The organism is Campylobacter sp. FOBRC14, from assembly GCF_000287855.1.
In the GTDB taxonomy this organism is placed as follows: Bacteria; Campylobacterota; Campylobacteria; order Campylobacterales; family Campylobacteraceae; genus Campylobacter_A; species Campylobacter_A curvus.
On the sequence record NZ_ALJJ01000009.1, the window covers coordinates 197,177 to 215,301 of the forward strand.

Annotated in this window: 21 protein-coding genes; 10 read left to right on the forward strand and 11 right to left on the reverse strand. The window is 44.4% G+C overall.

Annotated elements, in window-relative coordinates:
- Positions 1-4: 4 nt before the first annotated feature.
- Complete coding sequence (locus HMPREF1139_RS04240) at positions 5-205, reverse strand: hypothetical protein (RefSeq protein ID WP_034966090.1); 201 nt, start codon at positions 203-205, stop codon at positions 5-7.
- A gap of 110 nt (positions 206-315) precedes the next feature.
- Between HMPREF1139_RS04240 and HMPREF1139_RS11860 the strand changes: the two genes are divergently transcribed.
- The gene (locus HMPREF1139_RS11860; protein ID WP_269479233.1) at positions 316-660 is read left to right on the forward strand and encodes a DUF6138 family protein; all 345 of its coding nucleotides are present in this window, start codon (positions 316-318) and stop codon (positions 658-660) included.
- 137 nt (positions 661-797) lie between these two features.
- Here the strand turns inward: HMPREF1139_RS11860 and putP are convergent, their stop codons facing one another.
- A complete protein-coding gene (gene putP / locus HMPREF1139_RS04250; protein ID WP_009650112.1) occupies positions 798-2,285 on the reverse strand; it encodes a sodium/proline symporter PutP in 1,488 nt (495 codons plus the stop codon).
- A gap of 157 nt (positions 2,286-2,442) precedes the next feature.
- Between putP and HMPREF1139_RS04255 the strand changes: the two genes are divergently transcribed.
- Genes HMPREF1139_RS04255 through thiE form a run of 5 tightly spaced genes read left to right on the forward strand, consistent with a single transcriptional unit; the run spans position 2,443 to position 6,031 of the window.
- Positions 2,443-3,153 (forward strand): amino acid ABC transporter permease, encoded by a 711-nt coding sequence (locus tag HMPREF1139_RS04255; RefSeq protein ID WP_009650248.1) that lies wholly within the window; start codon positions 2,443-2,445, stop codon positions 3,151-3,153.
- A complete protein-coding gene (locus tag HMPREF1139_RS04260; RefSeq protein ID WP_009650317.1) occupies positions 3,146-3,874 on the forward strand; it encodes an amino acid ABC transporter ATP-binding protein in 729 nt (242 codons plus the stop codon). The genes HMPREF1139_RS04255 and HMPREF1139_RS04260 overlap by 8 nt, the downstream gene beginning before the upstream one ends.
- A 15-nt stretch (positions 3,875-3,889) precedes the next feature.
- Positions 3,890-4,657, forward strand: coding sequence for a basic amino acid ABC transporter substrate-binding protein (locus tag HMPREF1139_RS04265; protein ID WP_009650069.1), 768 nt, complete (start codon positions 3,890-3,892; stop codon positions 4,655-4,657).
- A gap of 31 nt (positions 4,658-4,688) precedes the next feature.
- A complete protein-coding gene (gene thiD / locus HMPREF1139_RS04270) occupies positions 4,689-5,423 on the forward strand; it encodes a bifunctional hydroxymethylpyrimidine kinase/phosphomethylpyrimidine kinase (RefSeq protein WP_009650169.1) in 735 nt (244 codons plus the stop codon).
- Positions 5,420-6,031, forward strand: coding sequence for a thiamine phosphate synthase (gene thiE / locus HMPREF1139_RS04275; RefSeq protein ID WP_009650188.1), 612 nt, complete (start codon positions 5,420-5,422; stop codon positions 6,029-6,031). Before thiD ends, thiE begins: the two co-directional genes overlap by 4 nt.
- Positions 6,032-6,351: 320 nt before the next feature.
- On the opposite strand, the gene HMPREF1139_RS04280 is transcribed toward thiE, so the two are convergent.
- Positions 6,352-7,680 (reverse strand): aminotransferase class V-fold PLP-dependent enzyme, encoded by a 1,329-nt coding sequence (locus tag HMPREF1139_RS04280; protein WP_009649963.1) that lies wholly within the window; start codon positions 7,678-7,680, stop codon positions 6,352-6,354.
- A 112-nt stretch (positions 7,681-7,792) separates the two neighbouring features.
- On the opposite strand from HMPREF1139_RS04280, the gene HMPREF1139_RS04285 reads away from it, so the two are divergent.
- The 3 genes from HMPREF1139_RS04285 to HMPREF1139_RS04295 are packed head-to-tail and all read left to right on the forward strand — an operon-like array spanning position 7,793 to position 10,300.
- Positions 7,793-8,632 carry a DUF234 domain-containing protein gene (locus HMPREF1139_RS04285; protein ID WP_009649950.1) on the forward strand — a complete coding sequence of 280 codons (840 nt, stop codon included), beginning with the start codon at positions 7,793-7,795 and terminating at the stop codon, positions 8,630-8,632.
- A complete protein-coding gene (locus HMPREF1139_RS04290; protein ID WP_009650103.1) occupies positions 8,625-9,620 on the forward strand; it encodes a sensor histidine kinase in 996 nt (331 codons plus the stop codon). Before HMPREF1139_RS04285 ends, HMPREF1139_RS04290 begins: the two co-directional genes overlap by 8 nt.
- Positions 9,620-10,300 (forward strand): cysteine hydrolase family protein, encoded by a 681-nt coding sequence (locus HMPREF1139_RS04295; protein WP_009650194.1) that lies wholly within the window; start codon positions 9,620-9,622, stop codon positions 10,298-10,300. The genes HMPREF1139_RS04290 and HMPREF1139_RS04295 overlap by 1 nt, the downstream gene beginning before the upstream one ends.
- Before the next feature lie 4 nt (positions 10,301-10,304).
- Here HMPREF1139_RS04295 and HMPREF1139_RS04300 read toward each other — a convergent pair whose 3' ends face one another.
- The 7 genes from HMPREF1139_RS04300 to HMPREF1139_RS04330 all read right to left on the reverse strand — a co-directional run bounded on the left by HMPREF1139_RS04300 (position 10,305) and on the right by HMPREF1139_RS04330 (position 17,122).
- Positions 10,305-10,673, reverse strand: a complete 369-nt coding sequence (locus tag HMPREF1139_RS04300) for a hypothetical protein (RefSeq protein ID WP_009650343.1) — start codon at positions 10,671-10,673, stop codon at positions 10,305-10,307.
- A 23-nt stretch (positions 10,674-10,696) separates the two neighbouring features.
- Positions 10,697-10,879 (reverse strand): hypothetical protein, encoded by a 183-nt coding sequence (locus tag HMPREF1139_RS11300; RefSeq protein ID WP_009650350.1) that lies wholly within the window; start codon positions 10,877-10,879, stop codon positions 10,697-10,699.
- Between the two features lie 119 nt (positions 10,880-10,998).
- Positions 10,999-11,556 (reverse strand): NAD(P)H-dependent oxidoreductase, encoded by a 558-nt coding sequence (locus HMPREF1139_RS04310; RefSeq protein WP_009649994.1) that lies wholly within the window; start codon positions 11,554-11,556, stop codon positions 10,999-11,001.
- A gap of 22 nt (positions 11,557-11,578) precedes the next feature.
- Positions 11,579-15,184 carry a DNA polymerase III subunit alpha gene (gene dnaE, locus HMPREF1139_RS04315; protein ID WP_009650174.1) on the reverse strand — a complete coding sequence of 1,202 codons (3,606 nt, stop codon included), beginning with the start codon at positions 15,182-15,184 and terminating at the stop codon, positions 11,579-11,581.
- Positions 15,185-15,227: 43 nt separating this feature from the next.
- Positions 15,228-16,118, reverse strand: a complete 891-nt coding sequence (locus HMPREF1139_RS04320; protein ID WP_009650288.1) for a glutamate--tRNA ligase family protein — start codon at positions 16,116-16,118, stop codon at positions 15,228-15,230.
- Positions 16,096-16,341, reverse strand: a complete 246-nt coding sequence (locus HMPREF1139_RS04325; protein WP_026175503.1) for an RNA recognition motif domain-containing protein — start codon at positions 16,339-16,341, stop codon at positions 16,096-16,098. The genes HMPREF1139_RS04320 and HMPREF1139_RS04325 overlap by 23 nt, the downstream gene beginning before the upstream one ends.
- A gap of 223 nt (positions 16,342-16,564) precedes the next feature.
- Complete coding sequence (locus tag HMPREF1139_RS04330; protein WP_009650175.1) at positions 16,565-17,122, reverse strand: DJ-1 family glyoxalase III; 558 nt, start codon at positions 17,120-17,122, stop codon at positions 16,565-16,567.
- Positions 17,123-17,210: 88 nt separating this feature from the next.
- On the opposite strand from HMPREF1139_RS04330, the gene HMPREF1139_RS11975 reads away from it, so the two are divergent.
- Complete coding sequence (locus HMPREF1139_RS11975) at positions 17,211-17,468, forward strand: SelT/SelW/SelH family (seleno)protein (protein ID WP_257784762.1); 258 nt, start codon at positions 17,211-17,213, stop codon at positions 17,466-17,468.
- A 12-nt stretch (positions 17,469-17,480) separates the two neighbouring features.
- Here HMPREF1139_RS11975 and HMPREF1139_RS04340 read toward each other — a convergent pair whose 3' ends face one another.
- A complete protein-coding gene (locus HMPREF1139_RS04340; RefSeq protein WP_009650019.1) occupies positions 17,481-18,110 on the reverse strand; it encodes a DUF4304 domain-containing protein in 630 nt (209 codons plus the stop codon).
- Between the last annotated feature and the right edge of the window lie 15 nt (positions 18,111-18,125).

Sequence of the window (18,125 nt, forward strand, 5' to 3'; positions counted from 1 at the left end):
AAATTTAAGCTTTGGTATCGATCGTTTTATTATTAAATTTATAGCTGTCAGTTAAATTTATAAACGCCGTTTTTACTTCGTTTATGTCTAAATTTACGCCACGTTGCTTTGACATTTTGCTTAGAAATTCAAGCATTTCATTTAATGTGTCTTTTGAAGCTTGGGTTGCACTTTTGATGGTCTGCGTATCTAAATTTTGTTGCATAGCTTTTCGCTACCGCTTTGGCGCACAGGCTATTTGATGAGCTTGAAAACTACGCAAGCATCGCGATGGTAGAATTTCAAAGCTACAATGACACTAGCGATGAAAGATGACTGCTAACGGGAAGCTACGCGGTCTTTGGACTGGGGCTAAAAAGTGGAAAATACTTCCCGCTCGTAAAGCGGTATTTCTCGCTCGTCGATGACGAACACCAAAACGAGCAGGTCAAATTTATCGAGGCGTTCATCGACCGCTGGGGCGTGAGCGAGCAAAGCCTCGATGTCATAGTGAAAGGGATTTTATCCTATCAAAATGAGAAAATTTACAAAAATTTAGGTGCGCTGATGAAAGAAAGTGAAAATAAAATTTTGCTTGTAAATGCACTAAAAAAGCTGGACGGCTACGAAAAAGGGTATGTCGCTTATGCCGTTTGGGGCAAGGGCTGGCAGGATCGTTGATATTTTTTAATTTGATGAGCCTCATAGAAAATGCGATATGATATTTCGTCAAATTTTGTATTTTTTACATTTACAGTCGAATTTAGTAAAAAAGAGCTTATTTACATACTTTCACAAAGAGCATAGCAAGGCACGGATCAAAGCCTCGTTTTCATCTTCTCAAATTCGTCTTTTATGACCTGCTCATGCGGCTCGCTAGTCATTTTGTTTATCGCATCGCCCCAGATGCTTACGATCACGATAGCTACGCTGGAGACGATGATACCGGGCAAAATTTCATACACATAGGCGTTTAGTCCCGAGCTTATCCAAAAAAGCACCGTCGCACCACCGGCTATCATGCCTACAAGCGCGCCAAGCGCACTCATACGCTTCCAATAAAGGCTAAAAAGCAAAACCGGTCCAAAGCTCGCGCCAAAGCCCGCCCATGCGTTGCCGACTACGTTCAAAACGCTATCGGTTGAGAGAAAAGCTAGCAAGGTAGCCACGAGTGCCACTGCGACTACGGCGTATCGGCTAAGCGCTACTTGCATCTTTTCGCTCACGTCCTTTTTATAAAAGGCAAATATGAAATCCTTAGTCACCGAGCTTGAAGTCACTAGAAGCTGGCTTGATATCGTGCTCATGATCGCAGAAAGTACCGCCGATACGATGATACCTATAAAAAATGGCGGAAACAGCAGCTCGCCAAGCTTTAAAAACACGGTCTCAGGATCGCTTAGCCCTCCTCTGGTGCTAAAATATACAAAGCCGATAAGCCCGCTCATCATCGCTCCGATGAGACCTATCGCCATCCAGCCAATACCGATCCTGCGGGCTTGTGCGAGCTCTTTTGAGTCTCGTATCGCCATAAATCTAACGATGATGTGAGGCTGCCCAAAATACCCGAACCCCCACGCCAAAAGCCCCAAAATGCCCCAAAAGCTCTGTCCTGCAAACATATCAAGATGACTAGGGCTTAGCCTATATAGCTCTCTCCAAAAATTCGTATCGCTTGGGATATCTAAATTTAAAAATCCCACGACCGGGATCGCTACGAGCACGAAAAACATGAGAGCTCCTTGAAACGCATCGGTGATACAAACCGCGCGAAACCCGCCAAAAAACGTATAAAAAACGACTATCATCAAGGTAAATATCGCTCCGTAGTCAAACGGCAAGCCAAAAAAGCTCTCGAAGCTCTTGCCGCCCGCGATGATACCGCTTGAAACGTAAAGCGTGAAAAATACCAAGATGACTAGCCCCGAGACTATGCGCAAAATTTTAGTCCTATCCTTGAAGCGATTTTCCAAGAAATCAGGTATCGTTATGCTGTCGCTTGCGACTTCGGTATAAACGCGCAGTCGCTTGGCAAGAAATAAATAATTACAATACGCTCCTATGGTAAGGCCTATCGCCATCCATGCAGTGGCGATCCCCGTGGCGTAAAGCGCACCCGGCACGCCAAGAAGCATCCAGCCGCTCATATCGCTAGCTCCGGCACTTAGAGCGGTCACGACTGGGCCTAGGCGGCGGTTATCCAACAGATATTCGCCCATATTTGCATTTTTATTATAAGAATAACGTCCGACAAACAGCAAAAATCCAAAATATATAGCGATCGCGATATAAGAGCTCAAACTCATAAATTTCCTTTTGTATGAATACGCCCGAAATATTATTATAAATTTATTTAAATCACAATCAATCGCGCGAGAAACGGCTAAAATTTTACATGATTTAAGCAAAACGATATTAAATTTTTCATATCATTATAGGCTATCTTGATTCAAAAGGGCGGAGTTGCTTAACGAAAAATTTTTCAGGATTTTATTTTTTGTCGTTATCGTGACGCTTGGTGTTTATTATTTCTATCCGACCGAGCTAAACGAGATCCAGCGTGCAGCGTATCTTAAGAGCTACGGCGTTACGCTAGGCCTCACGCTTGGAGGCATCTGCATCGGTATAGCGCTTGGCTTTTTACTTGCGTTTTTGAAATTTCTAAATATTAAAATCTTAAGCTTCATAATCGACGAATACATCGACATTTTACGAGGAACGCCGATCATTTTGCAGCTTCTCATCTTTTCGGTGGTGATATTTGCCACATGGAGCGATAACTTTTACGTCGCGGTGATCGCACTTGGGCTAAACAGCTCGGCCTATGTCGCCGAGATCGTTCGCAGTGGTATAAACAGTGTCGATAAAGGGCAAATGGAGGCTGCACGCGCGATGGGGCTTAGCTACTCGGCATCTATGCGCGAGATCATCTTCCCGCAAGCGATAAAAAACATCTTGCCGGCACTTGGAAACGAGTTCATATCGCTCTTTAAAGAAACCTCCGTTGTAGGCTACATCAGCGTCATGGACATAACCTTTCAAAGCAAGAGTTTTCAAGCCATTTTGTATAATCCAAAACCAGTCATCTTTGCCGGAGTGGTCTATTACATCAGTGTCAAAATTTTATCCTTTTTGACGAAGACACTGGAAAAAAGGTTGAACCGCCATGATTGAGATCAAAAATTTAAGTAAAAATTATGGGAATTTACAGGTTTTAAACGACATCAGCGTCAGCGTCAAAAAAGGCGAAGTCATCGCCATCATCGGCCCAAGCGGTGGCGGCAAAAGCACCTTTTTACGCTGCATCAACCGCCTAGAAGAGCCAAGTAGCGGGCAAATAAGCATAAACGGTGAGGACATACTGAGCAAAAAAGCCGATATAAACAAAATTCGCCAAAAAATCAGCATGGTTTTTCAGCATTTTAATCTCTTTGCAAACAAAAACGTGCTAGAAAATTTGACACTTGCACCTATAAAGGCTGGTATTTTGAGTAAAAATGAGGCCGAGGCCAGAGCCGATGAGTTACTAAAAAGCGTAGGGCTACTCGATAAAAAATACACCTATCCGCATAAGCTCTCGGGCGGTCAAAAGCAGCGCATCGCGATCGCACGCGCACTTGCAATGGATCCGGAGGTCATTTTATTTGACGAGCCTACATCCGCACTAGATCCCGAGATGATAGGCGAGGTGCTTGATATCATGAAAGATGTCGCATCGCGTGGCATCACGATGTTAGTAGTCACCCATGAGATGGGCTTTGCAAGAAACGTGGCAAATCGCATATTTTTTATGGAATCAGGCAAGATCGTAGTAGACGATACGCCCGAGAATGTCTTTAGGAGCCCTAAAAATCAACGTTTGCAAGAGTTTTTGAGTAAAATTTTAAATCACTAAAACAAAGGAGAAAACATGAAGAAATTATTTGCATTTTTAGTTGCCGCCCTATTTTTCGCGGGCTGCGGCGATAGCGCCGATAAGTCGAGCAACGCCAAAGCAAGTGCTCCAAGCAGTAGCGAGCAAGTTTTTAAAGTAGGTGCCAGCGCGGACTATCCTCCGTTTGAATTTATCGATGACAAAAACAAGATCACGGGCTTTGACATCGATCTTTTAGAAGCGATCGGCAACAAAATAGGCGTTAAATTCGAGGTTCAAAACATCAGCTTCGACGGCCTCATACCTGCCCTAAAAACCGGCAAGATAGACGCTATCATGAGTGCGATGAGTGCGACCGAGGACAGAAGAAAATCGGTGGATTTCACAAAGCCTTATTATTCAACTGAGAATTTATTCATCCGCAAAAAAGGCTCTGACGTGAATGATTCTAATATCGGCTCTAAACAAATCGGCGTGCAGCTTGGCACTGTCCAAGAGATAGCCGCTAGAGCTATAACAGGCGCCAAAGTCGTTCCTGCCGAAGCGATAGGAAGCTCGATACTAGCGCTAAAAGCAGGCAAGATCGATATCGTCTTGGTCGATAGCTCGATAGGATATGGCTACCTCAAACAAAATCCCGATCTGGAAGAATTTTTAAAGCTTCCTGACGGCAGCGAGGGCTTTTCTATCGCATTTGACAAAGACAAACATGTCGATCTCATAGGCAAGATAAACATGGCCATCGATGAGCTCAAAAAAGACGGCACTTTTGACAAAATACTTCAAAAATACGATCTAAAATAGTAAATTTAGTCGGTAAATTTCAAGGAGAAAGATGAAAAACATACTTATCATAGCAGGCTCTGATAGCGCAGGAGGCGCAGGAGCGCAAGCTGATATCAAGACCTGCGAGGCGTTTGGTTGTTACAGCGCGACTGCGATCACGGTCTTTGTTTGTGAAAATACGCAAGTGACTTACGATATTTCAAGCGTGCCGGCAAGTTGCGTGGACTCTCAGATAAGAGGCATCACCGAGGAGCTTAAGATCGACGCCGTAAAGATAGGTATGCTCTTTGACGTGCAGACGATAAAGGTCGTTGAAAAATGGCTACCAAAATTCAACGTCCCTATCGTCATAGACCCCGTTTGTATAAGCAAGTCAAACGTCAAGCTCATCAAAGATGACGCCATAGACGCTTTAAGAGGGATCTTGAAATTTGCAACCATCGCTACGCCGAACAGATACGAGGCGCAGGCGCTTTTTCACAACGATTTTAGCTCACTCGTCTGCGATGTCATAGTCAAAAAGCATGTCGTAAACGGCGAAAGCATAGATACGCTACACAAAAAGGACGGCTCGCAGCTAAATTTCGCCACCGCGCTTGCCGATCCTTTCATAATGCACGGCGCAGGCTGCACGTTTTCGACTGCGATAGCCTGCTGCCTGGCTCAAGGGCTTTCGCTAGAAGAGTCCGTCACGAAAGCCAAAAACTACGTCTATCAGGCGATCAAAACGGGGCTTGAGACGAAATTTGGCAAGACGCTGCTAAATCACAAAGTCAAAATTTGAGCCAAATTTACGCCATAAGCGACGACACTCTGACCCCTGATGAGACGATAATCTCTCAGGCAACTGAAATTTTACGAAACGGGGTCAAATTTTTTCAATATCGAAGCAAAAAGCCTGTCAAAAACGAGAAGATCGCACGCGAGCTGCTGACACTTTGTGATGATTTTAAAGCGAAATTTATCGTAAACGATGATGTGAAATTTGCCGCTTCTATCGGTGCAAAGTGCGTTCATATCGGCATCGATGATATGGATATAAGCTCGGCTCGTGAAATTTTAGGAGACGATGCATTTATCGGGGTGAGCTGCTACAATGATCTGAATTTAGCGCTAAAAGCGCAGCAAAATGGCGCTAGCTACGTGGCTTTTGGCTCGGTTTTTAAAAGCCGGACAAAGCCTGACGCAGTCATTTGCCCGCTTGAGACCATAAAGCAAGCAAAAGAGATCTTAAATATCCCAATATGTGCTATCGGCGGCATAAACGCCTCGAATATCGCCCAAATTTCAGCGCTTAGAATAGATCTCATAGCCGTCATAAACGCTGTTTATCGCCCAAAATCTATAGGCGAGAATTTAGCACGGCTTAGACTGGCGATGAGCTGTCTTTGATGGCTTGTTTTAGTATTTTTATAGGCCCTTACGCTCTCTTTGGTGCCTCGCTCATTTAAAGTGTAAATTTTACCCTTCTATCATAAAATAAATTTTGGCTCTGCTATAATAAATCATTGGCACTTGCTTCGCTTCTGCTTTGTAGTTGTGAGTGCGTAGCACGAAATAAAAATCGGCGGCGATAGCGTCGCTTCACAAGGTTTGGCTTCGCTTTAAAATCTGAAAATCAATGAAATATTATAACAGAGCCTAAATTTTATTTGTATTATTACCTATTTTGATATCTCAGGCTATGGCCTTTAGAATTTTAAATTCAGCCACTATATGCAGCCGCCTGGCTCTTGCTCACTTGGTAGGCGCGCTCTATCGTTTGCAGCCAGTATGCCGTATCTTTCGATACCTTTTTTGATGGCGCTTATCAGATAGTCGATATCATCAAACGTATGCGTATAATGTAGGCTCACGCGCACCCAGCCTGGTTTAGCGGCTAGCGGCGCATCGTCTTTAAGGCCTAAAAGCTCGTGTCCGTAAGGCCCGGCGCAAGCGCACCCTGCTCGCGTTTGGATACCAAAGTCATTGCTCAAGATCAAGGCGAAATCATAAGGAGAGACGCCCTTTACGTTAAACGCAAATATCGGCAGGCGCTTGAGCTCTCTTGGGCAGTAGTTGATCACCTGCGGAATTTCACTCAGGCGCTTTTCAAAATATCTGCCAAGCTCGTCCTCGTTCTCACAAATCGCGCTAAAGCCTATCTCGTTTCGCAGGCCGTAAGCCAAAGACGCGCGTATGAGCTGCGTTATAGGCGGTGTGCCGCCCTGCTCCAGCTGCTCGGTATCTTTGACGAAAACATGCGAATTTCGGCTCACGTAGCTTACCGTCCCGCCAGCTGCAAACGTAGGCTCCTCGCCGTCAGCCAAAATTTTTTTAAGCGCCAGCAAACCGCAACTACCCACTCCACCAAGCAGCTTGTGAGGGGATAAAAAAAGTGCATCGAAATAATCGCAATCCACGTTACCATAGGCGCTAAAGCTCGCCGCATCGAGTGCGACGATGCCACCCTTAGCCTTTACCATCGTGTAAATTTTCTTATAATCCGTAATGACGCCGGTAACGTTTGAGGCGACGCTAAAGCTTGCTATGATCTCGCGGCCGGCGTTTATCTTTAAAATTTGCTCCAAATGCTCAAGATCCACGCCTGCGTTTTTATCCAGGCGTATCCTGGCGACATCGCAAAGCGCCTCGCGAAAGCTCACTTCGTTTGAGTGGTGCTCGTAAGGACCCAAGATCACAAGCGGAGAATTTGCATTTTTCCTCACATCATAGCGTTTGCGAGTCTTTGGCGGGATGTAAAGTCCCATGATCTCTTGAAATTTCTTTATCGCCGCACTAGAGCCAAAGCCGCACGGAAACAGATAAAACCTATCGTCAAGCCCTAAAAGAGCCTTTATCTGCGCTCTTGCACCCTCGTATAAATTTTGCGTTTTCATAGCGTTTGAGGAGCTATCAGAATGCGTGTTGGCGTAGGTTTTGAGCACTTGCATCATCTGCTCCTCGATATCTTTATACGCAAGCCCCGAGGCCGTGTAGTCAAAATAGTGCACGCCGTTTTTTAGGATTATGTTTTTTCTGATGTGTTCTAAATTTACCAACAAAAAGCCTTTAAAATTTGGGCTTTATTATAGCCCTTTTTACTAAATTTTATGTTACAATGACTCAGCAAAGGAGTCAAAAATCAAATCGCTAAGATCGACATACGAACGCATGAAGCACCTTGACATCGAGGAGCTCATCAAATTTCACTTTGTATTTGACGAATTTATGCTAAATGGCGCGTATTACGATGTATTTGAAGCCATAGAACATGAAATTTTAGATGATTACAAGGCTTTGATGCCTAGATTTTACTTTGAAAGCGACGTCGATAATGCGATAAAAATAGCTCTCATAAAGCTTGCCAGAAGCGACAGGAAAAGGTTTCGCGTCCATAAAATTTTACCTCAAACGATAGCCAATAAAGTATACGCCACACTTTTGCAAAAGGAATTTTTACTCATAGAAAAGAGTCGCGAACAGCCCGCCAAAAGGCAGAAAAATCAAAACCTAAAAAAGAGCGAGCGCAGATATAGGGTAGAAGACAAGATCCACTTCAACAGCCATTTTTCAAGGTTTTGGTTTAGATTCATAGAGCCAAATTTAGAGGCGCTGAAATCAGGCAAAAAAGATGAAATTTTAGCGCTCATAAGAGCGGGATTCGACGAATACGCAAGCCTTGGATACGAGATGCTTTGCGGAGAGCTGATGGCGAAGAAATTTGGCATACAAGGCATCTTGCTAAGTAGCTTTTGGAAAAAGGACGTCGAGATAGACATGCTTTTTAAAATAGACGACAAAATAATCGTGGGCGAAGCCAAATATAAAGAGCGCAAGGTCTGTAAAAACGTGCTGAATTTATTGCTTTATAAATGCGCCAAGCTTGGCATCGCGCCTGACATCATCGCACTGTTTTCAAAAAGCGGCTTTAGCAAGGAGCTTTTGAGCCTAAAAGACGAGCGCGTGAGACTATACGAGATAAAAGACTTCGAGGAGCTGATAAATGAGTGAGCAAAAAGACATACAAGACGGGCTAAAAAGCCTGATAGAGCAGACTTACCTCATCGAGCAAGAGTATAAAAACCTGCACGCCTCGTATGAAAATCTACAAAAGATAGTAAAGGACGTGGTCGATGTCATGCCGACCGCACTTTGGGTGCTAAATGATGACGGCGGCCTCTTTTTGCAAAATTCGCAAGCCGCAAAAAAGAGCGAACTTTTTAAACATATAAATTTCAGTAGCGATCAGGAGATAGAATTTCGAGGTACCGTCTATCTCGTAAAGATCGCCGATAAAGACGGCAAAAAGATCGTCTCGGCAGTCGATATCACCGAGCAAAAACGCAACGAGCGCCTAGTCTCCATGGGTCAAGTGGCCGCACATTTAGCTCACGAGATCAGAAACCCCATAGGTTCGGTCTCTTTGCTCGCCTCCACTCTTTTAAAACGAGCCGACGCTAAAACGCAGCCCATCGCCAGCGAGATACAAAGGGCGATCTGGCGCGTGGAGCGCATCATAAAAGCGACGCTGCTTTTCACCAAGGGCGTGCATATAAACACTGGCGTTTTTAACTTCCTGGAGCTTAAGAGCGAATGCGAGGAGGCGCTTAGATACTACGCTTATTCAAAGGATATAGATATAAATTTAGGCTTTGAGAGCGGCTTTTATAATGGCGATAAGGACCTGCTCGCCATGGTCTTTCAAAACCTGCTCTTTAACGCGATAGATGCGATCGAGGAAAGCGACGACGAGAGCGGTGAAATCAGCTTGAGCTACGAGAAAACGGACAAAGAGCATAAATTTTACCTCTACGACAGCGGAGTTAGTATAAAGGACAAAGGTGCGGTCTTTGAACCGTTTAAAACGAGTAAGCAAAAGGGCAACGGGCTAGGTCTAGCACTTTGCGTGCAGATCATCGCTGCGCACAAAGGCAGCATAGAGATAACGCTCGAGCCAAAGACCTTTTGCATAAGCTTACCTATATTCAAGGATAGATGATGAATTTGACACAAAAAGAGACGGACTTCATAGCTGGCATCAAAAGGTGGCGCAAGGATCTAAAGCCACTTAAATTTGATGAAATTTTTAAAAATGGTGCGAACAACATCGCCTTTATCAGCGTGGATATGATAAATGGCTTTTGCCATGAGGGCACGCTTTCTAGCCCAAGGTGCGCTGCTATCGCTTCAAAGCTCGCTCAAACCTTTAAAATAGCGCACGATGACTTCTGCCTTAAAAATTTTGTCCTCATAGAGGATAGTCACGATGAAAATTGCGCGGAATTTAGCGACTTCCCGCCACACGCCATAAAAGGTGGCAAGGAGGCCGAGACGATAGACGAGCTAAAAAATTTAGAATTTTATAAAGAGATGAAAATTTTTAAGAAAAATTCGCTAAGCTCGGCATTTTGCAAAGGATTTAACGACTTCATCGCGCAAAATCCGCAGATTGACACCTTCGTCATCTTTGGCGACTGCACCGATCTATGCGTCTATCAGCTGGTATCTCACCTAAAACTTCAAGCCAACGAGCACGACATCAAGCGCCGTGTCATAGTCCCAGACGCTCTCGTGCAGACCTACGACTCGCCGCAGCATGACGGAGATTTGTATCATTTGATATTTTTACATCATATGAGCATAGGGCTTGGCGCAAAGGTCGTAAAAGACATCATTTGAGTGATCACTTTACGAGTTTTAGCCCCTTTACGCCTCTTACTAAACGGATCTTGCCGTCTTTTGAGGCGTAGCCGCTAGGATTTTGCTGCAAGATCGTATTTTCAGGTAAATTTGCGCCAAAGACCTCGACTAGCTTTTTATCGCCGGAAAATAGCAAATAGATCGCCAAAGTGTCGTTATCAGGGTCGTCTAGCCTCGCCTGAGCGACCTCAAAGGGCTGGACGCACTCGCCCCTTAAAAACGAGTAGCTATACCCAGCCGAGCCGATACATCCGTGAGCGTCTCTATCGTTGCCTGTCATTTTCCCCTGCAAAGTGGCACAGCCTGCCAGCAAACCACCCAAAACCGCTAACGCTAAAATTTTGCCTTTCATTTTCGCTCCTTAGTTTAGATTTATCATTTTCCTGCAAAGGCGCTTAGATCGGCAGCCATCGCGGCTTTAAATTCTCTTATCTCATACTCCGCCATATCAGGATAATAAACGTCTTCGGCCAAAATTTTATCAAGCTCGGCCCTATCCTTTAGGTTTGCGATGATGATGCCCGCATGCGGCTCGTCCTGATACGGTCCAAGTAGCACGAATTACCCTCCTTGAAATTTTACCAAACCACTCGCGGTGGCGCTCAAACATCGCTTCAGCCTTGTCCGTAGGCACTTTTCCATCTTTAAAGTGATATTTATCAGATACATCTTCTCTCCTATAAATTCTTTATAAATTCACTTAGCCTTTTTGCGTGCTCCTTTGCTTTGGTGCGCATTTGAGCGAGCTTTGATTCGTCGTTGCGGCTAGCGTATGACAGTCCGCCGCTATAAACGTATCCGCCCCATTTCATACCCGTTAGGCTCGCGAGCTGCTCGAGCGGAGCGAGGAATTCATCTACCGTATGGTTTTGCAAAGCGCCTTTTTGATACATATCTTCAGGCGCTCCGCTCGTAAATGAAGCGATCAAAATTTTACCCTTTAGCTTATCACCCTTGCTACCGTGCGAGAAGCCATGGGCCAGCACGTCCTCGAACCATTTTTGCATCAAAGACGGTACGCTATACCAGAAAAACGGAAACTGAAGCACGATGACATCGGCCTTCATAAGGCGCTCTTGCTCGGCTTTCACATCTATCTTAAAATCAGGATAGAGCTTGCCAAGCTCGTAGGTCTTCGCATCGGGTGAAATTTTTGCAAATTCCTCTAGGATGATTTTGTTTGCAAATGAGTTTTCGACATCGGGATGACCAGAGACGACTAAGACGTTTTTCATTTTTTCTCCTTTAAATCGCTGCTCACGCCCCTAAGGCTAGCTTTTCTATCTCGCTACCAAGCTCGTCATTTACCAAAAAGCTCGTGTTATAGACCAAAATTTCGCCCGCATTTTCATTTTTTATCTTTAAAACCAGCCGCTTTTCGTTGCCTAGAGCATGCCTTGTAAAGGCTAGATGATAAATTTCAGCGATCTTGTGCTTATTTAGCTCGTTTAGATTCAAGAGTATCTCCAAAACGCCGTAGTTTCTGACCTTGATAGGCTCGGCACTGTTTGTGGCGGCTCTTGAAAATTTATTGCCCTGCCTTATCTGCCTCGTTTTAAAGTCTAAATTTACAGCATCTTCGAGGGAGTAAAATTCGTTTAAATTCGTCCTCACGAACTGATCGTCGCGAGAGATGTTGATCTTAAAGGCATAAGGCAGATCGCGCTTTACGCTATCATTCCAAACGTCCTCGACATTTGCAAGCTCGCGTTCAAATATCGCGATCTCGATGTTACCGTGAAAGTCAAGCACATTTATCGTGCCCATTTTTTTGCCGCTCTTTGTTATGCGCGTGCTAAAGTCCTCGATCTTGCCGACGACCAAGATCTCGGCGCTTTGCGGTAAATTTTCAAATTCCGAGCTGAGGGTGTATTTGATCTGGCTTATCTTTTCGCGGTAGTCATCGAGCGGATGGCCTGAGAGGTAGATACCTACGCTTTCTTGCTCGAATTTTAAGATCTGCTTGATGTCGTATTCGCCATCTACAGGATCGAAATTTACCTTCACGTCGTTCATGCTCTCGTCCTCGCCAAATAGACTCTGGGCGGCGTTTTTGCGTATCTGAGCGGCGTTTTTGCAAGCTTCGATTATATTTTCTATGTTTGCTAAAAGCATCTTGCGAGTATGGCCGAATTCATCGAAGCAGCCCGCTTTTATGAGGCTTTCAAAGACCTTTTTATTGACCTTGAATGCATCTATCCTTGAGACCAGGTCGTTAAAGTCTTTAAATTCCCCGTCGTTTTCGCGCTCATAGATAATGTTTTCGATAGCTGCACCGCCCACGCCCTTTATTGCGCCAAGGCCAAAGATGATGCCGTCGTGTCCGCCGCTGTCCACGACGCTGAATTCCTTCATCGACTTGTTGATCGACGGTGCCAGGACATCGATCTTTAGGCGTTTGCTCTCATCGATGTAGCGAACGATCTTATCGACGTTGCTCTCCTCGCTGGTTAGTAGCGCAGCCATAAATTCAGCCGGGTAATAAGCCTTTAAAAAGGCCGTTTGAAAGGTCACGTAAGCATAAGCTGCGGAGTGTGATTTATTAAAGCCATAGCCCGCAAATTTCAAGATCAGATCAAACAAATCGCCAGATTTTTGCACGTTAAAGCCCTCCTTTTTAGCTCCTTCTACAAAGAGCTCTTTTTGCTGGCGAAGCAGTTCTGGATCTTTTTTACCCATCGCACGGCGGACGAGGTCGGCGCCTCCTAGGCTAAAGCCGCCGATCTTTTGGACTATCTGCATGACTTGCTCTTGATAGACGATGACCCCGTATGTCGGTGCCAGGATCGGCTCAAGCTCCTTAAACGCGTATGTGATCGCCGCTTCGCCGTGTTTTCTTTTGACGAAGTCATCCAGCATGCCGCTTTCCATCGGTCCCGGGCGGTAGAGTGCGAGCATCGCGACGATGTCCTCGAAGCAGTCCGGACGCAGGCTGGTACCTAGCTTTCTCATGCCCTCGCCCTCTATCTGGAAGATGCCGATCGCCTGGCCGCTTTGTATCATGTCATAAACCGGCTTGTCGTTTTTATCTATCTGCTCCCAAATGACGTCCTTGCCGGTGCGGCGTTTGACCAGCTTTATGGCGTTGTCGATCACCGTAAGCGTCTTTAGCCCGAGAAAGTCGAATTTTATCAGGTCGACGTCCTCAAGATATTTGAGGCTATACTGCGTCACGTAGCGATCCTCGGGGCTGTTTGGCTGACGAAAGAGCGGCGTTTTGTTCCATAGCTCTTCGTTTGAGATGACTACGCCTGCTGCGTGCTGGCCGGCATTTCGGTTTAAGCCCTCAAGATCGAGCGCAAATTTCCAAATTTTAGCCGCCTTTGGATTTTTGTCGATCAGCTCTTTGATCTTTGGCTCTTTTTCAAATGCATCTTTTAGCGTGATACCAAGCTCGTCAGGTATGAGCTTTGCCATCGCGTCGGCCTCGGCGTATGGCATGTCGCAAACACGTGCGACATCGCGTATGACGCCCTTTGCAAGTAGCTTACCAAAGGTGATGACGCCTGCGACGTTATATTTGCCGTATTTTTGCGTGACGTAGTCGATGATCTCGCCACGTCTGCTTTGGCAAAAGTCCACGTCGATATCAGGCATGCTCACGCGCTCAGGGTTTAAGAACCTCTCAAAAAGCAGGTTGTATGGTATAGGATCAAGGTCGGTGATCTTTAGCGAATAAGCGACCAAGCTACCAGCGGCGGATCCTCGTCCGGGGCCTACCGGTACGCCGCGGCTCTTAGCCTCGTTTATAAAGTCCCAAACTATCATCATATAGCCCGGGAAATTCATCTTGTTTATGATCTCGATCTCTCGCTCGAGGCGCTTTTTATACTCCTCGTGTAAATTCTCAGGGACGAATTTCAGCCTCTCTTCAAGCCCCTTTTTGCATTCATACTCGAAAAATACGGCATCGTTTTTAAAGCTATATCTATTTTCAGGCTCCGGTAGATTTAGCCCGCGCTCGGCCGCACATTCAAGCGTAAATTTAAAATTTGGAGGCGTAGGGTTACCCAGCTTTATCTCGAGGTTGCACTTTTGCACGATCTCTTTTGTATTTTCGATGACTTCCGGGATGTCTAAAAACAGGCGCTTCATCTCGTCTTCGCTCTTTACGAAAAACTCATGCACGCTGTGGCGCAGGCGGTTTGGATCGTCGAGCAGTTTGTTCATAGCGATACACATAAACACCTCGTGTGCGTCGGCACGCTCTTTGAAAGTGTAGTGCGTATCGTTCGTGGCGATGACTTTTATGCCCGTTTCCTTTGCGATCCTTAGGATATCGTCGTCTATCCTGCGTTGATCGCCGATGCCGTGGCGCATGATCTCAAGGTAAAAATCATCGCCGAAAATTTCTTTGTATTCCAGCGCGACCTCTTTTGCCTTTTCGTAGCCTTTGGCGCCGTATTTTAGGTTTCGTTCGCTTAAATTTAGATGCCAGCTCACCTCGCCTTGAAGGCAGGCTGACGAGCAGATTATGCCCTCACTATGCTCTTTTAAAATTTTTTTATTGATCCTAGGATAGTAGTAAAAGCCCTCTATATAGCTCATCGAGCTAAGATACATCAGGTTTTTGTAGCCGGTCTCGTTTTTAGCTATGAGGATCAGGTGGAAGCGCTGTTTGCTGCTCTTATCGCCCAGATCATCGGCGTTGTGGATATAAGCCTCAATGCCAATAAGCGGCTTTATGCCCTCTTTTTTCATCGTTTTGTAAAAATCGATCGCTCCAAACATATTGCCGTGATCGGTTATGGCTGCGCTCGTATCGCCGCGCTCATGCAAGACGTGAGCCAGCTCTTTTATCTTATTCGCCCCGTCAAGTAGCGAATACTCGGTATGTAGATGAAGATGTGTAAAATCGCTCATTTTGCTTCCTTTTTCATAGCCAAATGGTAGCGAAATTTAACTTTTAGAGGGCTTGTATTTTGCTTTGAGAAATTTTAAATTCGTAGGCTAAATTTGATAGCTTGTCGCAACAAAGCGGGTTTAGCGATAGCCGATCGGCTACTATCTTGTAGTAAAATTTCGCCCCGTTTTTAAAGTCGATCGCAGGAGCGTTCGATGATTTGGATAGCTTTTTGCCCCCGTCCATGAAAAGGGCGTGGTGGATAAATTTTGCATTTTGAAATTTATATCCTAAGCGCCTTGATAGATAAATTTGAGCCTGCGTGCAGCCTAGCAGATCCTCACCTCTAACTACGAAATTTACACCAAGAAGCTCGTCGTCCACGACGCTAGCTAGGTTATAAGCAGGAGTGTCGTCCTTTTTATAAAGTATGAAATCGCCTAAATTTTCACCGACATCACGGCCAAGCTCGTCACTGCTATCGACTAAAATTTTAAGCGAAGTGAGCCCTTTTGTGAATTTTAAATTTTTATACCTGCAAAGACCTTGATAAATGCCGTTTTTATAGGCATTTGGCGTATGCTTTGAGCACTGACAAGCGTAAATTTCACCTCTTAAGCTATCAAGTGCTTTTTTGTATCCATCAAGCCTGAATTTAGAGCTGAATTTAGCTTCAAACTGGGCTAAATCCCTAGCTCCGCCGTCATAATCAAGCTGCAAAAATTCTAGCACGTCAAAGATATTTTGCACGAATTTGCGCCTATATCTGCTAACATCGTAGTCATCGATGCGTAAATTTAAAAAGCCGTCGTTCGCACGAGTAAAGAGATAGGTCAGTAAGAAGTTGTAAACATTGCCAAGATGAAGGTAGCCGCTTGGTGTGGGGGCTATACGTGAGATGATGCCGTCAAAGCTTGACGGCAGGGTGATTTTACTCTTTCGGGCGAGCTTCATTTACTCTTAGAGTGCGTCCGCCCAGTTCCTTATCATTAAGCGCGTCGATAGCTCTTTGACCCTCGTTCGCGTCGTCCATTTCAACAAATCCAAAGCCTTTTGAGCGATTTGTGTCGCGATCTTTAACGATTTTTGCACGCTTTACCTCGCCAAACTGCGCAAAAGCTTCCTTCAACTCTGCCTCTGTCATACGATATGACAAATTTCCTACATAAATATTCACAGGAACATTCCCTTAAAAAAATTTCCGAATTATTCGGTTATTGAAATGATACCTAAATTTTGAGCAAAAAAGCCACGAAATTTTATTTTTACGATAAAATTTGAAAAAAATGAACCTTAAAAGTCATATAATACCGTAAAAATCGAAGTCGCACTCTAGTTTAAAAACTAAATTCAAAGCCCTTTTTTAAATCAAAATTTTAAAATGTGTAATTACGTATTTTTTATAAACTATGATAAAGTAATCCGTCTCTAACACTCTCATACGAGCTCGTGCCGTTTAGCTCTTTGACGATCTCAAGGGCAAATTCCATCGCTGTCGCAGGTCCTCTGGACGTAATTATATTATGATCGCAGATCACGTTTTTATCACTGATGTAGCCATTTTTATCGGATCTGACATTTGTCTCGAAGCCGGGGTAACAAGTAAAAGCGCCCTTTAAAACGCCCGCTTTTGCCAGCGCCATCGGTGCAGCACAGATCGCGCAGATTAGCTTGCCATTATCATCAAAGCGCCTTAGAATTTCGCCAAGCTCCTTGCTGTCTGCTAAATTTTGTGCACCGGGTAGTCCTCCGGGAAGCACGATAGCATCGAGCTCTATCTCTCTTAGCTCGCTAAGTAGCAGATCGACTTTCACGCTAACGCCGTGAGCGCCGACCACCAAAGCCCTATCAAGCCCTACACACAAAGCGTCTATGTCGGCTCTCCTTAAAATATCCACAACGCTCAAAGCCTCTATTTCCTCAAAACCGTTAGCCAAAATCACCGCAACTCTTTTCATTTTTCACTCCTTAAATTTTTCTAATTATACTGCTCGTTAATAAATTTATGCTAATATCAAGACCTATCTCAAAAGAAAGGAAAGAGCGATGCATGTAAAAATCATTTACTGCAACTCTTGAAACTATCGTCCGGTAGCTTCTCGTGTAGAAGATGAGATAAAAAAGAATTTCGGCGATGCAAGAGTTGATTTAGTCATTGGAGACGGTGGAAATTTTATCGTCGAAGTTGATGGCGACGTGATATTTTCAAAAAAAGATCGAATCGGTAACGATGAGGCGAGATTTCCTCACGGCGAAGAGATCACAAGGCTTATCAATAAGCATCTAGGGCGCAAAACAGCTTGATTTCAGGGTCGGCTAGTCCGACCTTTTTACTGTTTCATTAAAATTTATCTTTTCTAGCCCATATTTTTCGAGCATTTTATTTATCTTATTTTCAAAAATTTGCCATCTTGCTTCATTTCCGTATTTTACATAAAGCTTCCAGCTTTGTTCTATGAAAATTTTTTCATTTTTGCTTGCCAAAAGGTATTCAAAAATCGTATCTATTAAATTTAGCCCACCCTTGGCTAATAAAATTTTCATAAGCTCATCGGCGCTTTTTATCTCGTCAAGAAATTTAACCGCCAAATTCAGATCCTGCGTCAGCTTTTTGCCAAGTTCGTTCATATCGGTATTTTGATCGATAAAGTATCCGTCATTTTCTTTAAGGATAGTCGAAATCCTCTCTCTAAAATGACACTCATATTCTTTGGGGTAAAGAGGTGCATTTTTACCAAGCGTGGTGTCAAAAATCGACGCATAAACTCCGCAGTTGATGTAAAATTTAGTCTCAAAAGGCGAATTTGCGCTACTTTTTTGAAAATTTATGGTGAAGATGAGTTCGTTTTGCTTTTTGAAAAAGTTAAGACCTTTTTTAGTAAAGCCATTTTCTTTAAGCAGGGGTTTAGCGGTCTGGTTTATGAGAGTTTCAAAAATTTCTTTCATCAAAGCTTGGCGATC

Bases quoted from the DNA above. Each gene is read 5' to 3' on its own strand.
- HMPREF1139_RS04240 (WP_034966090.1), bottom strand. From the start codon at position 205: ATGCAACAAAATTTAGATACGCAGACCATCAAAAGTGCAACCCAAGCT.
- putP (WP_009650112.1), bottom strand. From the start codon at position 2,285: ATGAGTTTGAGCTCTTATATCGCGATCGCTATATATTTTGGATTTTTG.
- HMPREF1139_RS04260 (WP_009650317.1), top strand. From the start codon at position 3,146: ATGATTGAGATCAAAAATTTAAGTAAAAATTATGGGAATTTACAGGTT.
- HMPREF1139_RS04265 (WP_009650069.1), top strand. From the start codon at position 3,890: ATGAAGAAATTATTTGCATTTTTAGTTGCCGCCCTATTTTTCGCGGGC.
- thiD (WP_009650169.1), top strand. From the start codon at position 4,689: ATGAAAAACATACTTATCATAGCAGGCTCTGATAGCGCAGGAGGCGCA.
- HMPREF1139_RS04285 (WP_009649950.1), top strand. From the start codon at position 7,793: ATGAAGCACCTTGACATCGAGGAGCTCATCAAATTTCACTTTGTATTT.
- HMPREF1139_RS04290 (WP_009650103.1), top strand. From the start codon at position 8,625: ATGAGTGAGCAAAAAGACATACAAGACGGGCTAAAAAGCCTGATAGAG.
- HMPREF1139_RS04295 (WP_009650194.1), top strand. From the start codon at position 9,620: ATGAATTTGACACAAAAAGAGACGGACTTCATAGCTGGCATCAAAAGG.
- HMPREF1139_RS04300 (WP_009650343.1), bottom strand. From the start codon at position 10,673: ATGAAAGGCAAAATTTTAGCGTTAGCGGTTTTGGGTGGTTTGCTGGCA.
- HMPREF1139_RS04310 (WP_009649994.1), bottom strand. From the start codon at position 11,556: ATGAAAAACGTCTTAGTCGTCTCTGGTCATCCCGATGTCGAAAACTCA.
- dnaE (WP_009650174.1), bottom strand. From the start codon at position 15,184: ATGAGCGATTTTACACATCTTCATCTACATACCGAGTATTCGCTACTT.
- HMPREF1139_RS04320 (WP_009650288.1), bottom strand. From the start codon at position 16,118: ATGAAGCTCGCCCGAAAGAGTAAAATCACCCTGCCGTCAAGCTTTGAC.
- HMPREF1139_RS04330 (WP_009650175.1), bottom strand. From the start codon at position 17,122: ATGAAAAGAGTTGCGGTGATTTTGGCTAACGGTTTTGAGGAAATAGAG.
- HMPREF1139_RS04340 (WP_009650019.1), bottom strand. From the start codon at position 18,110: ATGAAAGAAATTTTTGAAACTCTCATAAACCAGACCGCTAAACCCCTG.